The organism is Fusicatenibacter faecihominis (assembly GCF_020686945.1).
GTDB classification, from domain to species: Bacteria; Bacillota; Clostridia; order Lachnospirales; family Lachnospiraceae; genus Limivivens; species Limivivens faecihominis.
On sequence record NZ_JAJEPR010000054.1, the window covers coordinates 1 to 15,699 of the forward strand.

The window sequence follows — 15,699 nt, forward strand, 5'->3', positions numbered from 1 at the left end:
GATTTATGCCTTTTTTATTGGCTGAAATATTGAATTTTCAAGGTTCAACACACCGATACGGTGTGGGAAGTTTTAGTAAATTTATTTATATCGTGTAAGAATGCCCTGTTATCCTCATTGACCTTATTCATATACTGTAAATTAGCAATCTCCGCCCTGCTTTTCTGGTAAAGCCGGTCCATCTTCTTCACTTCTTCTGATTTCTCTACAAACCGGTCAAACACTGAGAAAATGAAGATATTCGTCAATAGCAGCAGCGAAGCTCCTACCGGAACCATAACCCTGTTCATTCCTTCAAAAGAAATATTTGAATAAAACACACATCCTAATATAATGATCGTAGCGGTTGGCAGCATGAGCAGCACAGTAAAAGTTTTATTCTCAATCGTCAGATAATTCCTTTTTCTCGTTACCTGATTAATGCATTTAATAAACAGAAATGTCATGGTACTCATTAGTAGTAGCGCTAATGTTTTTTCTATTTCCGTCCCAAAACCCTCAGATGCACCAGTCACGCCATACGCATTCGTAAGCGTTGCAAAGAGAAATTCAGGAATAATTGCCAGCACATAATAGCAGCATACTATAACCAGCTTCTTCCATATATTTCCCCGGAACACAACCATTGACACAATCATATACGTTACCGGAATCATTACCATATTAAATACTGAGGATTCCAAGTGGTTGATTCCGAGCATTATCAGCGCTACGACAAAATATATGAGAAATTTTCCCCAAAAGTTTTCTCTTCTGTATGGAAGCATGTTCTTTTCCAGATCTTCCAACAGATACATCTGAAGAAGGCAGATCAAAAAATCTCTTACTATCATACCATGCCGTTCCTTTCCCCAAGAAACATGATCAGAGCGTCAGCAAACTGACCTTTTCTCGACCTTGAAACATTCAATTGGATTCCCATCTGTAGCAGCGCCACATTCTTTTCCAATCCTTCCACTTTCGCCAGATTTACAATATAACTGTTATGTGCATACTCAAATCCCCTTCCGGCCAGACGTTCATATAAATCGCCTAAAGATTCCTTACAATGCATCTCATCTATCTCCCCCTGCCTAGCAACGTATATAGAGCAACCCCTTTTCGCCAGACAGATATATAAAATGTCTTCCGTATAGATACGAATTACTCTTCCCGCTGATGTAACCGTCACGGAAGAATCTCCACAGTGCAATTTTACTTTTGATAAAATTGCAGGGATTTCCCTTTTTAGACTTCTGTCATGCAAGTCTTTCATAATATACCGGAACGGCTGCCCAATATTGATGCTGTCTGAAGTCGGTTCAAAGTATCCGGAGCAGAACACCAATATCGCTGCCCTATTGTATTCCCTCAGCTTCAGTACCGATTTATTCCCATCCAATCCGGGCATACGCATATCCATAAAGACCAAATCATGCAAAATATCAGCATTTTTCAGTAGTTCCTTTCCTGACTCGTATTCATAAAACCGTATCTCGCTCTTAGGAAGAATCCCTTCCGTTTCTATAACCTTCTCTATTTTCTCCCTGTAATTTTTATCATCATCGCAAATTGCTATTTTATACATCTATGTCCTCCTAAGTTAGTTTCCTCTAACCCTCTTTCATAAAAAATCCATCCTGCAGAATCTGAATCCTATGATCATTTACTCTTCCTATAGTTCGGGTTCCAAATCTGCAAAGATGGGATCAGCAAAAAATTCCTGTATTGTGACATCCAATCCATCGCATATCTTTTTTATTGTAACTACGCCAGCATTCTTACTCTGACCATACAAAATATTCTTTAATGTTGAAGGAGGAACGCCAGAACATACCGCCGCCTCATTCACTGTGATATCTTTCTGATTAATCAGATCGTTTAAACGATATATGACCGCTGTTTTTATATCCACGGTATCGACCACCTTTTTTTCTTCTATTTTATATAAATCGGCTTTAAAAGGTCGCCCATATATAGTCTTTTTGATCTATGTACGATATTTTTTTAACAGTTTTTCTTATTCTAGCAGAAATCCGCTAAATTTCTATATTTTATTAGATACATGAAACCCTGTGAGAACATTTCTGATCCTACGCAGGGTTTTCCACTTTGTTATAAAATTTTTATATTTTGCAGTATGCTGGATCGGAGTTATCATTCAACTTTCCTTCTGCTGCCGATTGTAAAAACATATTTTTACGAATAAATATTCAGCAGTTCTTCCGGAGAAAGCAGTGTAATCCAAAAGGAAAGAAAATCCTTTTTATTCCTTGTCACAATCGCATCACACTGATTCGCCTTCGTACAAGTTGCAAGTAGGCAGTCTTCAAAATCAGATACTCTCTGCAAATAAGCAGGCAGCACATCTTCGTTCGTCACTGTCAGCACTTTTGCTATATCCAAAACGGAGCCAAGTGCCTTTCTATAAATTTATACCGTTCTTACATCCCGATCAGCTCCTCTCTCCAGCTCATCTTTTCCCTGCTTTTCTTGGATTTTTCTCTTATTGATTTCCAGTCGTTCATGAATAGATGGCTTCTTTGCCTTCGTAGTTGCTTTATTCTTTTCTGTTTGCATACTCGAAACTACCTTTTTCACAGCTTTGTCATTATCCCCTTTTGTCACATTCGCTGCTCTTGACGCTTCTACTCTGCTGTCCTGCTTTTCTACAACCTGCCGTTCCTGCTTTTCCTGCACACTTTTTTCTTCCAGACTGCAAAAGCTCTGCAAATATGGCAGCACATGGTTCTGCATATCGGTCAGATCTTCCATACACTTCTGAAACTCTTCATTTCCCTTGTTTTTCAGATAACCAATCCAGCTTTCATCCGTAAGTTTCAGTTCATTTTGGAGTTTCAGCTGACTTAAAATACCGCCATTTCCTGTTCCAATATCTATTTTCCCTTTGAAATGTTGCAGCATTTTATCGCCTTTTTCCGCATAATATATAGTAAAAAACATCTGGGCTGTTACCATCGGCTCATCCGTCCTCGGATTACGGTCTGCGTACCATTCCTTATCCTTCTGTGCAGTACGGGAATCCAGATCTGAGAGCTTCTGACAGCGTGGTTCCATCAGCTCTCGCTTTTCACAGTAATTCACATACACCATCGGCTCTGTTTCTTTGGATATATCTGGTTCGTAGGATTTCAGCCGTTCCAGCAAAACACCTGCCCACACGGACTGCTCACAGTCTTCTTCAATCACATCCTTCAGAAAGGAAATATAAGAACCAACATTTCCACTTTGCAGATCCAGCATGACTTCCTGTATGGTATCCTGCCCTGGCTCTACATGGTCCCGATAGTCATACGGATCGAAGTCTTCCGCAATCTCATCCAATGCTGCTGCCAGTTCTTCTGTTGTCATTTTTTTCGGATACATTGCCTCACGCACATCCTGAATCGGGATATATTTATAATCAGGCAATGCTTTATGAATCTTCTCCAAACCTTCACGCACCACCGGCTGATCTTTTAAAAACCGCACATTATCCAAGAAGTCGCCGTGTATCGTTGTTCCCATTACAATCAACAGTTCTGTTTCATCAAACAAGCTATCCTCCGGATCACGATAAATAATCCCCATTCCACTGCCTTTATAAGCGTTTTCCGGATCTTCTCTGTACTTCTCATAGATTGCTGCGATTTCTTTCACATCTGTACTTTTCTCATAAGCTCCCATATCATGAATTTCATCACATTCTGCAGCATAATATTCCAGATAAGCTTCTTTCTTAGGCGGCATATTATTGAGTACATTATCAATCATGTTATAATTGGCCTCTTCCAGTTCCTCCACCTTTGCCAATGGCTTATATTCGCCCTGGCTTTTCTGAATCTCTGCCATTACAGCTTCATCCATTTCTTCTACTTTTTCCATCAACTGATCATAATCCCCACGGATGCGTTCTCCCGTCCAGCCTTCGTCTTCCAAAAGTTCCTCCGCCGCTTCTTCAATAGAAATTTCATCATTCTCATAAATGCCACCATCCATCAAGCGGAAATCTTCATCGTAAAAGGAATAATCATATCCTTCTTCTGTTCTCTGAATAGCAAAATATCGTTCTCCTACCTCATATGCCAGTTCACTAAGAACCTGTTCTTCCAGATTCAGGAAAGAATCCAGCTGTTCAAAACTGATACTGTCTACAAAATGAGCAGTTACCTTTTTCCCGTCATTCAGAACTATGATATCACTGACAGACAGGGAATGCCCACGGAAGTCTTCCGGTCTGTCAATGTTGAACTTTTCAAAAATATCATCCAGTGACATATTTCCTGATAATTCACCAACATAGACCAGCTTATAATCTTCTTTTTTTATCTGCATACCATGACTTTCAATAAAACTCATATTCATAAATGCATAGTTTTCTCCCGGTAAATCATCCCGGATCTGATAAATTCCAAATGTCCTTCTTGTTCCTAACAACAGGTTTGCTTCTTTCAAAGACTGAATCTGTGGATATTTCTGCATTTCCCATTCCAGATTGCGGAAACGCTCCAGTTCTATCATAGACATCTGATAATGTTCCGGTCCTCGTTCAATTTCCATGCGTTCTGTGACATACATCGGTGATGAAAAATTAGTGATCAGATAGATATCTGCTCCGGCATCGTATAATTTCAGTGCTTCTTCCTGCTCAATGACACTCATAGGCTCCTGAAATGCTCCTAAATTTTCTTCTGCATAATCCAGGTTGTTATCCTTAATCCGTTCCCACATCTGCGATTCCATTCCAAACAAACCGTCGTGTGCCTGTATCATTTCTTTACTCGCATATTCACCTTTAATGCCATCACTGCCAAGGCAATAAATCTTAGAACCCATTCTGTGATAATCCAAGGCTGCTTCTTTTCTAAGTGGTACCATATCTTCTTCCATATATCCATAGTCACGTAATTCCAGCTTACCTATGGTTGGATCTGGCAGTTCCTGAATATCCATTCTTACGTCATCCAGCAAATCCTCTACACCTTCTTGATCCGCCTGGCTAAATGCATCTGCCAGATTTCTTACCAAAGTCCTAACTTTCTCTTCCTCGCCGATCAGATTCGCATATTCAAAAATCTGTTCTTTTACATCTGTTGGAAATTCTATATCTCTACGCTCTGCCTGAACGATCCGTTCCTGCGTATATTCCTGCATTTTCTGTGTTTCTCTACCTGTTATCCTATTTCTTGCCATATAAGTTCCTCCTGTATTCTGAAAAATGGCATAACCCACAGAACATTCTTTCTGCCAGATTATGCCATCTTTCCTGTTTACTTATTCCAGACCGAAGTCCCGTTTTCTGTTATCCTTGCCAGTTTCACTTTCCCGCTGACTCTTTTCTTTATAAATCTGCAGTTTTTCATGGATAGAACCACGTGCCGGTCTTTCTTCTTTCTCATCTGATTCAGACACCTCTGCTTCTGCATCTTCCCGTTCATCCATATTGAGCAATGCATTTAATTCTGACAGTCGCTCCAGTTTCTGGTTCAACTCCTCTTCTTTTGGAAATGGCTTTCCAACCTCTTCTTTTGCATTTGCAAGCTGTTCATATACTGTTTCCAGTCTTTGTTGTGCTTCTGAAAGCTTCTCTGGATAACTGTCCAACAGATTGTTGATACGAGTAATATTTCCAAGTGCATCTGCTCCAAGATGAACTTTCGAGGCAGACTCATGTTTGACAGATAGAATAAATTCTTTACTCCATCCATCAAACTGAATCCTCATATTGAATCCCTGATAGTTTCCGATATCCATCGCAGCATCTACAGCTTTAATATCTTTACATACCGCCAGAAGTGCTGCTCCTGCCTCTTTCTTTTCTGTGAACTCTTTGCCACCAATCTCCATAGTAAACTGCTCTGGATCTGTGATTTTATGCTCTGAGTAATGAGCGATGTCTGCCTTGTAGCTGTCAATGATTTCTGTCAGTTTTGCAATCTGTTGTGGAAAATTTCTTGCAATATCATCTTCCAGGCGGTACTGGTTATTCATGTGGTTGGCTTTTAAAAGTTTTAATTTTGCCACATCAACATCCAATGCCATCTTCTCTTTTACTGCTGGATTTCCGGTTGCAAGAGCTTTGACCTCTGCATAGGAAAGTGCCGCTTCGTCCACATCTTCACAGCTTCGCACAGGTGCTTTGCTGGTCATAATCTGAGAAATGAATTTCTGCTTATTCTCGATCAGCTGCCACATGTAGCTGTCGAATGTGGATTCTGTTACATATCGGAAGATATGAACCTTTTTATTATGATTTCCCTGGCGGATAATACGCCCTTCCCTCTGTTCCAAGTCAGATGGTTTCCAGCCAATATCCAGATGGTGCAACGCAATCAGACGATCCTGCACGTTGGTCCCGGCACCCATCTTTGCTGTCGAACCAATCAAAAAACGAACCTGCCCGGATTTCACTTTTCCAAACAACTCCGTCTTCTTTGCTTCTGTATTTGCATCATGAATAAAAGCAATCTCTTTTTCCGGTACACCTTTTTCCATCAATTTCTGCTTCAAGTCATCATAAACATTGAAGCTGCCATCGCCTTTCGGGGTACTCAAGTCACAGAAAATCAATTGTGCAGATTTCTGTGCTGCCGTGTCTTTCCAGATCTCATAACTTTTCTCTGCACAGACTGATATTTTGCTTTCTGGATTATCTGGCAATAATTCGTTCACCAAACGCTGATCCAATGCCAATTTTCTTCCATCATTGGTAATTTTCAGCATATTATCAACCGAAGCATCTACCCCTCCGTTTCTGACAACTTCTGCACGTTCCCCCAGACTTTCTACGATTTCTTTCTGCTGTTCCGTTGGTTTCAGCACCACTGTTTCATATTCTGCTTCCGGCACAGGAAGTTTTAACTGATCGGAAGTCTTGATATCTGCAATCTCCTTAAACATATTCATCAGTTCCGGAATATTATAAAATCTTGCAAATCTTGACTTTGCACGGTAGCCTGTTCCTTCTGGTGCAAGCTCAATGCTCGTGACTACCTCGCCAAAGGTGGAGGCCCAGGAATCAAACAGTCCAAGTCCCATATTTTGTAATTTGCTGTTCTGTAGATACCGCTGCATAACATATAATTCCGTCATACTATTGCTGATTGGTGTGCCCGTAGCAAAGGTAATGCCTTTTCCTCCGGTAATCTCATCCAGATACTGACATTTATTAAACATATCCGCCGACTTCTGTGCTTCATTCTGTGCAATCCCGGCTACATTTCTCATTTTTGTATAAAGAAATGCGTTTTTATAACTGTGTGCTTCATCTACATATAAATGATCCACTCCCAGTTCTTCAAACGTAACTACCTGATCTTTTTTCTCTTTCTGATTCAGTTTCTCCAGCCTTGTCTGCAATGTTTTTCTTGTCTTTTCAATCTGTTTGACGGTATAACGTCCACCATCCTGTTCATATCTTGCACTCTGGATTGCCATTTCCAGATCATCAATCTGCCTCTGAAGCATGGCTTCTTGTTTCTCATCAGAGATTGGAATACGCTCAAACTGAGAATGACCGATAATAATAGCATCATAGTTTCCCATAGCGATCCGGGCACAGAACTTTTTCCGGTTTGCCGGTTCAAAATCTTTTTTGGTTGCTACCAGAATGTTCGCCCCTGGATACAGCTGTAGGAACTCCGCTCCCCACTGCTCTGTCAGATGGTTCGGAACTACAAAAAGATTTTTCTGAGATAATCCCAGACGTTTGCTCTCCATTGCCGCCGCTACCATTTCGTAGGTCTTCCCAGCACCTACCACATGAGCAAGAAGCACATTATCACCATATAGCTGATGTGCGACTGCATTTTTCTGATGCGGTCGAAGTTCTATTTCCGGATTCATCCCTGGGAAAGTCAGATGACTTCCATCGTATTCACGGGGACGGATACTATTGAAACGTTCATTGTACACGCTTACCAGTCTTTCTCTCCTCTGCTGATCCTTAAAAATCCAATCTTGGAATGCAGCCTTTAAGGCATCCTGCTTTTGTGATGCCAACATAGTTTCTTTTTTATTCAAAACTCGCACTTCATCCCCATTGTCATTTACAACTTTATCATAGATTCTAACATCTTTTAGATTCAAGGTATCTTCCAGAATCCGGTAGGCATTTGCTCTCTCCGTTCCATACGTTGCATAGGCAAACGCATTTCTTGGACTGTCGGCGTTCTTTCCTGTAATCCTCCACTCACCATTGACCTCAGAGAATTTTACCTGTATTTCCTTCTGTGCAAGATACCTCGGTGTATGAAGCAGTTCCACCATAAAATCCTGATAATCCGAAGGTTCAATCCAGGTGGCTCCAATACGCACTTCAATCTCCGACGCTTCCAGATCTCTTGGCTGAACTGCCTCCAATGCACGCACATTCGGTGTGAATTCCGGATGATTCTCTGCAAAAGTTCTCGCTGTATTTAATTTGTCTCTGACGTTTCCAGATAGATATTCATCTCCGCTTTCCCACTGGTCTGTCAGTGGATTTTTGAAGATAACTCCAACCAGCTCTTCTGTGATTTTCTCTTCGGTCTTTCCGGTCAACTGTGCCATATATGTGAGATCTACTTGAGCCTTTTCATTTAGGGACAGAGCAAGTGCTTCTGTGGCTGTCTCCACACTTGTCACAGCGACCGCCTTTTTAATGGTTCGTTTGGTGAACATGTCCGCTTTCCGCTTCAATGTTCCATCTTCATTCAAGTCTTCCAGGGAACACAGCAGACAATAAGAAGAGTCATCAGAAAATGCACGTTTGTTAGCATTACTTCCAATAACTCCATACTTTGCTGTGTAGGTATCATACACCTGATTCAGTTTTTCCTGCTGTTTCTGGATTTCTTCGTCTGTGACAAATTCTTGCATCTGCATGGAGATCAGCTCACGAACAGTATCACGGATTGCAACCATGCCTTTCACACGTTCTGCAGTGGCGGCTGGCATTTTCACCTGATTCATCAAAGAATTGACACGGTAATATACCTGATCATCTACCACCGTATAGCTGTAATTTCGGACATTTGGATCTGCCGGAATACTCTCTGGCATCTCATCCAGTTCTGTCTCCACATCTACTGCCGGTACCATGCTTCCCTTGATGTGTTTTACAGCTTCTTGTAACTGTGATTCCAGAACAGCTCCTTCTATTGGAGCACAGGTTGTTTCCATACCATACGGACCGGACACTTCTTTCATCTCACCAAGAATCATTTCCGGATGATCGACAAAATACTTGTTAATGGTAATCCCATTTGCATCACTCTCCAAATTCACCCAGTCTGGCATCTCTTTTGTGAAACTCTCACGCTTCTGGAAAAACAAAATATCAGCACTGACTTCTGTTCCTGCATTTGCCTTAAAAGCTGTGTTCGGCAGTCGGATTGCCCCCAGCAAGTCTGCACGCTCTGCCAAATATTTCCGGACTTCCGGTGATGCCTTGTCCATAGTTCCCTTTGTTGTGATCAACGCAGCTACACCACCTGGACGTAACTGATCTATAGTCTTGGCAAGAAAGTAATCATGAATCATAAAATTGTAGCGGTCATACTGACGGTCATTGACCTTATATGCACCGAATGGCACATTTCCGATTGCCACGTCAAAGAAATCATTGGGATAATCCGTCTTCTCAAAGCCTTTGATCTGGATATTGGCATCTGGATAGAGAAGTTTAGCAATTCTACCACTGATGCTGTCCAGTTCCACACCATAGAGTTTGGACTGGTTTAGATTCTCCGGAAGCATTCCAAAGAAGTTACCAACTCCCATAGACGGCTCCAGAATATTTCCTTTTGTAAATCCCAGATTCTCCAACACCTGATACATACTTTCAATCACAATCGGCTGTGTATAATGAGCATTTAAGGTGGAAGCTCTGGCTGCAGCATATTCCTCTGGTGTAAGAACCGTCTTTAATTCCAAATATTCTGTCTCCCATGCAGCTTTTATCTCATCAAATGCATCTGCAAGACCTCCCCAGCCAACGTACCTGGATAAGATTTCCTGTTCTTCCGGTGTTGCATTGCGATTCTCATCCTCACATTTCTTTAACAACTGGATAGCCATGATATTGGCACGGAACTTTTCTTTTGCTGTCCCCTGTCCAAGCTCATCATCTGTGATGCGGAAGTTCGTTGCTGGAATCGTTTCTGATATTCCGTTAATCTCTTCCAAAGATTCTTTTTCTTCCGATACCTCAACTTCTCCAGATAATTCTTTTTCTTTTTTATCATAATCTGTCCACACACGTTGAGAAATAGCAGTAAAATACGAGGACTCTTCCTCCATAATTTCTTCCCTGATTTCCCGTAATTCATCTAAAGTATCCGCATTTACAGTTTTGTTGTGATAATGATAATAAAGTACTTCTTGTCCGAGTTTTACATCCAGACGTTCCAATTCTTGTGTTGACATTCGATTCCAAATATCATCTTTTTCCGTATGAATCGTGAAACCTTCTCCATCATCATGATATTCTAATGTGTATTGAAGTCGATTCGCTTCTCCCTTAACTTTGCAATCAAAATCGTGGATTTTTGTTCTGGTACCAGACATATATTCTGAATCAACTAATCGCAAATCAGTTATATCTTCCGCTGTCAAAGTATCCTGCTCCAGCTGTTCTCCTAACATCTGCTGTGCTTCTTCCAAATCTGCCAGTCTTTGTGCTTCCTGTCGTTCTTCGTACTTTTCCATTTCTTCCGGTGACAAATAATCATCTGTGCGGATTAACTGGCGAACACGTTCTGCAACCTTGTTCCACTTTAATAAAACTTCTACCTCTGGACTGCCAATTTTCCCTTTTGCAAGTTTTAATCCTTTTGCATCATGGGATGCGTCGGAAGCATCTGCTCCTGGTATTCCGGGTGAGGAACCACCTGTTCCATACTCATTTTTCAGGAACTCAGCTGCATCTTTCATATCATGATGTTCCATGAAATACTCATAGATTCGGTTACGTCCTCCTGCAGTAATGCCGCCTCTTCTTAACACTGCGTCAATTTCATCCTGTGTGATAAAGGATAGTGCCGGACGTTCGACCGTAAATTTCTGGTCTACCCAGGAACGCTCCCTCTGAAGATCCTGAAAGCGTTGGAAATATTCCGGATTATGCTGAATCTCCCAGCGGTGATAATCTCCCGGATTCTCATCCATATATTTCTGCAGCCATTCAAAACGATAGACAATCGCATCTGCTTCCTCTTGATCTGTCCATGCTCCACTCACTACATCCTGCCAGTCTGAATATGATTGTTTCTTTTCCCAGTTTCTGCAAGTATCCCGAAAATGAAGTGCAAGAAGATTGGTCATTTCTTCCTGCTCCTGTTCAATGGCATTATTGGAAATCAAATTATCCACGTAATTTCCATCCTCATACATATCCCGAATTCTGTTCGCTGCTTCTTCCCACGTAACCATGCGGTCAAAGTTTCTTCTGGCAGAGTCCCCTCGCCGGATACGGATACCATCATTGTCATACCAGATACTGATTTTCTGACCATCTATGGTAAATCCTTTGCCACCAGTTCCATATTCATCTTTCAGAAAACTCCGCATTTCTTCATTATCCAGACCTTCAATCAGTCTTGCTGTAATATGAAACAGTGTATTTTTCTGTCCGCTTCCCGTGCGGAGAATATCATTTACCACTTCATCGGAAATAAGAAAAGCGGCTGGCTGTTCCAATGCAGCTGCCGCTTTCCTTATTTCTCCTAACTGTTCCTCTTCTGTTGGGAACAGACTTAACTGTAAATAATCTCCTGAATCACCAGCTCCTCTGCCTGTGCCTTGATCTGGTTCATGTGTCTGGTCCATGCCATCCCGTCTGCCATTTTGTCCGGTGCCGGATCTTTCTCCAGAAGTTCGTTCATCAGGTCGTCTACTCTCTGTCTTGCCTGGCTGTCGATCTCCATCAGATGACTGTCCAGACGGTTCTGCAGTGTCAGAATGTTGAACCTGGCTACCTTGTGATTTCTCAGATACTCTTTCCGCATCATTCCGTACTTGCCGATGGTTCCTCTCGTCTCTTCCAGGCTGATATCTGGAATCTGATACTCTCCGTTCTGGCTGTAACTGATCTCTCTCATAGTCTGTTTCCTCCTTTTTTTCTTCTCTATCTTCTGTGTTATCTGTATTACTTTCACGAATTAACGTGTTAAATTCATTATAAGCTACTTCTTTTTCTTTTGCAACCGTTTTCAGGTCATTTTCCAGATCATTCAGAACATATCGTCCAATCTGCATCAGAACTGGTCTGCTGATCTCGTTGACTGCACTTCCCAAATGTCCTAATACTTTCAGCTGATTGAAGTTCGTAATATGCCGAAAATCCTCTGCATCCAGATATTCCTGTACATCCAGTCCACACCTGTTTAGTAATACATACCAGACACTATTGGTCATCAGTTCCCGGAATTCTACTTCCTGATTCTGTTCGTCCAGTTCTTCCAAAAATGTCCCTGTCACATCCAGTCTCAGTTCTTCCAATGCATCTGGAAGCCATTCCTGCATACTCTCCTTCGCTGCCTGATGCAGACTTTCAGCAAGCCCTCCTTCTGTATCTTCCAGTGATAACTGCTCCTGCAGATAATCTGCAACCAGTTGTTCACCTTCCATTGGAAGATTCCATAACTGTGGATCTTTTCCCAGATTCCGCACTTTATAAGTGTCCTGCACATCAAATACATACCGAAGTTTTGTTTTTGGTCCGGAAGTATTGTCAATCAAGGCAATCCCCTTGGATCCCTTTTTGATCCAGCGGTACATCTTCTGATTCCAGATTTCCATGGATGCTACGGCAGTTGCTTCCGGTCGCTGTGCATAAATTAAAAGCTGTTCTGGAAAAGTGTATTTGTACAGTCTGGATGAAGTGTTTAGGAACCGCATCCATTCCTGCGGACTGGCAGCTACATCTTTTGCCACCTCTTCCGTCAGCTGTTCCATTGCATATAATTTATTTGCCATGTGCTACTCCTTTTCATAAAATCAGGGACTGCTTAGTACAGTCCCCTTAAAATCATCGTTGTTTCTCTTTATAATGCTGCGGCAAGATCTTTTGACTTATTCTTTGGCACTTTGTCTGCCTCTTTTGCCTTGATCTCTGCCTTGGCTTTTTCCAGTCTTCCATGGATTCCACCTTTTACTTCCGCTTTTTCGGCTGCTTTTTCTTTCTCCAGACGAGCTTCCCTACGCTCAGCATTTTCCATTACTGCGGTCTTTTTATCACAGAACTGAACCTTATCCGAAAGCTGTTCCTGTCTTTCCACCTGTGTCTCATTGACTTCCTGTACCATCGCATTTAATTCCGGAACCTGAAAAATGCCGTTATCAGGGAGAATCAGCACTTCATGAATGGAAGATGGGATGACAAAGTAATCACTTCCCAGGCATTCCCCAATCTGTTTACGAATATCTTCCTGCAGTAACAGGGAAGCTCCATTCATCTTAGCTTTGTTTGTCAGACAGAACATTGGGTTTTCCATGGCTTCCATATCCATTTTTTCATTCAGCAGGTTTTCTGGTTCTTCACCAAAAATCATAGATTTGATAATCTGCGTCATATCCACCAGTTGCACGCCTCTGTTCCTATCTGCCATCATCGCATCTGCCTGAATCTGTTCGGCAGATACTCCCCATTCATTCATCAGAGAGATTGTTACCGGAATACTGCTGATTCCTTCTCCACTTTCCTCCAGATTTACTGCATAATAAGCTCCAAAATCTCCGTGTTCTGTGACTACTTTATCTGCCAGACGATCGGTATTCCATTCTTTGTCACAAATTCTCACCTGTAATTTGTCTTTCATCTTTTCATAATCCAGGATATCTGGAACTCCCATATCAAAAAATTCTGCCTTGCCCTGTGCCTCAATACGCATATCAGCTACATCCCCAACACAAGAATCTACATCTTTTCCATTGATATATTCCTGATAAAGGGAATCCAGATAGACTGTCGGTACGATTCTCTGATCTCCATTCGGAATCGTAATACCTGTCAGCTTCAAACCATTGTTTTTTTCTACTTCCTGAAGTTTAATTTCTGCGTCCTTATAAGACTCTGGCAGATACTCCTTTACATTGTCTTTGACATATTCATAAAATTCTTTTCTGTTCATCATACGCTTTTACCCCTTTCTGATCATGTGATGGTTCATTCTTTTTCTGCTGACCATCTGCTCGGATTTCTTCTGATAAGCCATCATTCTCTTTAAAGTTTTCTCCTGGTTTTTTCGTGCTTCCTGTCTTTTTTCCATTGCTTTCATCATAGTTTTCTGTTCCTTTCTGTGATATTTTTGTATGAAAAAGGGAGCCTCACATAGAAGCTCCCAATCATAACCGTTGGTTTTAGTTTCCTTATTTCCTTTTCCTGCTGATATAAAGTCCTGCCATACCTCCTGTGGAGATTACAAGAAGCAGGATCGGCAGCCAGATATTCGTGCTGTCACCTGTTTTCGGTGCGTTTGATACCTTTGTCTCTTCATGGGATTGTGGTGTGTTCGGTGTTTCTGGAACTTCCGGTTTCTCATTTGTCAGATTAAAGGTAACTTCTACAACCGGTGTACTGTCATCTGCATAGGCAAATGTCACTTCATGCTTGGTCTGATCCAGTGTGTATCCGTCCAGTGTCTTTGTTTCCACCAGATAATACTTGATAGCGGTATCATATTTGCCGTTCTTAAATGTGGCAATCTCATACAGCTTACTTTCTGCATGACCGGCAGCATCTGTCTTTAAGGTTTCCAGAACTTTTCCTTTGCTGTCACGAAGTTCAAATTCTACCCCTTTCAGCGGTTCTCCTGATGATTTATCTGTCTTATTGAGAATCACTTTTCCCTTGGCAGTGTCATCTTTCATAGCTACTTTCTGGATTTCTCCAGTATCCTTTACTTCAAAACTAACATCCGATGTCAGAAGATATCCTTTCGGTGCCTGCTCTTCACGTAAGGTATATTTACCGATTGGAAGTTTTTCGATATAGTGTGCTTCCTCTGTGGAAGTCCAGCTCTCTACTACCTGATCATCCTTATCGAGAATCGTCAGTTTCGCACCTGGAATCTCAGTTTCTCCTGTGATATCCGTCTTACTGATCTGCACTTTTGTCACATCATCTTTCATCTCTACTTTCTGAATCTCGGCTGTATTTTCTACTGTAAAGGTAATACTTTCTGCAGTGACATATCCATCTGCCGGTTTTGTCTCTGTCATGGTGTATTCCTTACCAACAACCAATTCTTTGATCACATGGGATTCTTCCGTAGAAGTCCATTCATCCACTGTATTGCCATCTGAATCCGTCACTTTCAGGTGTGCACCTGGAAGTTCTTTACCTGTTGTCAGGTCTGTTTTGGTCAGCTCCACTGTGGTTGGCTGATTCTCAAAAGTAAAGACGTAGCTTACTTCTGCCTGGTCTTCTCCAGCATATTCAAAGGTAAATTCCTGTATTTCTTCTGTTGTAACAAATCCGTCCGGCGCAAAGATCTCTTTCACATAGTATTTTCCGTCTACCGGAAGATTTGCCGTAAAAGTAATCTGTCCTTTTTCATCCGTTACCCGCTGCTCGATCAGACTATCTTTCTCAAGGAGTACCTCGCCCTTTGCATTTTTGATATCTTCACTGGTATAAAGACCAAAGACACCACCTGCAAGAACACGTTCTGTATCTTTTTCTTTCTTCAGAACCGTAACCTTTACTTTCTGACGGGCATTCTGCCATTTCTCATCATA

General features: G+C 41.6%; 9 protein-coding genes. All 9 read right to left on the reverse strand.

Annotated elements, in window-relative coordinates; all coding sequences use genetic code 11:
• Window positions 1–44: 44 nt before the first annotated feature.
• The gene (locus tag LKD71_RS16740) at window positions 45–833 is read right to left on the reverse strand and encodes a hypothetical protein (RefSeq protein ID WP_227616278.1); all 789 of its coding nucleotides are present in this window, start codon (window positions 831–833) and stop codon (window positions 45–47) included.
• Window positions 830–1,567, reverse strand: a complete 738-nt coding sequence (locus LKD71_RS16745) for a LytR/AlgR family response regulator transcription factor (protein ID WP_055059676.1) — start codon at window positions 1,565–1,567, stop codon at window positions 830–832. Before LKD71_RS16745 ends, LKD71_RS16740 begins: the two co-directional genes overlap by 4 nt.
• A gap of 87 nt (window positions 1,568–1,654) precedes the next feature.
• Window positions 1,655–1,894, reverse strand: coding sequence for a helix-turn-helix domain-containing protein (locus LKD71_RS16750; protein WP_054337273.1), 240 nt, complete (start codon window positions 1,892–1,894; stop codon window positions 1,655–1,657).
• Between the two features lie 284 nt (window positions 1,895–2,178).
• Entirely contained in the window at window positions 2,179–2,385 is a 207-nt protein-coding gene (locus LKD71_RS18750) for a PIN domain-containing protein (RefSeq protein ID WP_055059678.1), read from the reverse strand.
• Between the two features lie 27 nt (window positions 2,386–2,412).
• Window positions 2,413–5,172, reverse strand: a complete 2,760-nt coding sequence (locus LKD71_RS16755; RefSeq protein ID WP_227616279.1) for a YodL domain-containing protein — start codon at window positions 5,170–5,172, stop codon at window positions 2,413–2,415.
• 81 nt (window positions 5,173–5,253) lie between these two features.
• A complete protein-coding gene (locus tag LKD71_RS16760) occupies window positions 5,254–12,936 on the reverse strand; it encodes a DEAD/DEAH box helicase family protein (RefSeq protein WP_255633174.1) in 7,683 nt (2,560 codons plus the stop codon).
• Between the two features lie 68 nt (window positions 12,937–13,004).
• Entirely contained in the window at window positions 13,005–14,093 is a 1,089-nt protein-coding gene (locus tag LKD71_RS16770) for a DUF5688 family protein (protein WP_117579916.1), read from the reverse strand.
• Between the two features lie 6 nt (window positions 14,094–14,099).
• Window positions 14,100–14,240, reverse strand: a complete 141-nt coding sequence (locus tag LKD71_RS16775; RefSeq protein ID WP_172733505.1) for a hypothetical protein — start codon at window positions 14,238–14,240, stop codon at window positions 14,100–14,102.
• 88 nt (window positions 14,241–14,328) lie between these two features.
• The coding region (locus LKD71_RS16780) for a SpaA isopeptide-forming pilin-related protein (RefSeq protein WP_227616281.1) at window positions 14,329–15,699 on the reverse strand (1,371 nt) is incomplete at its 5' end.

What these genes read in the sequence shown, in the direction of transcription:
- LKD71_RS16740 (WP_227616278.1), bottom strand. Translation starts at nt 833, where the DNA reads ATGATAGTAAGAGATTTTTTGATCTGCCTTCTTCAGATGTATCTGTTG.
- LKD71_RS16745 (WP_055059676.1), bottom strand. Translation starts at nt 1,567, where the DNA reads ATGTATAAAATAGCAATTTGCGATGATGATAAAAATTACAGGGAGAAA.
- LKD71_RS16755 (WP_227616279.1), bottom strand. Translation starts at nt 5,172, where the DNA reads ATGGCAAGAAATAGGATAACAGGTAGAGAAACACAGAAAATGCAGGAA.
- LKD71_RS16760 (WP_255633174.1), bottom strand. Translation starts at nt 12,936, where the DNA reads ATGGCAAATAAATTATATGCAATGGAACAGCTGACGGAAGAGGTGGCA.
- LKD71_RS16770 (WP_117579916.1), bottom strand. Translation starts at nt 14,093, where the DNA reads ATGATGAACAGAAAAGAATTTTATGAATATGTCAAAGACAATGTAAAG.
- LKD71_RS16775 (WP_172733505.1), bottom strand. Translation starts at nt 14,240, where the DNA reads ATGATGAAAGCAATGGAAAAAAGACAGGAAGCACGAAAAAACCAGGAG.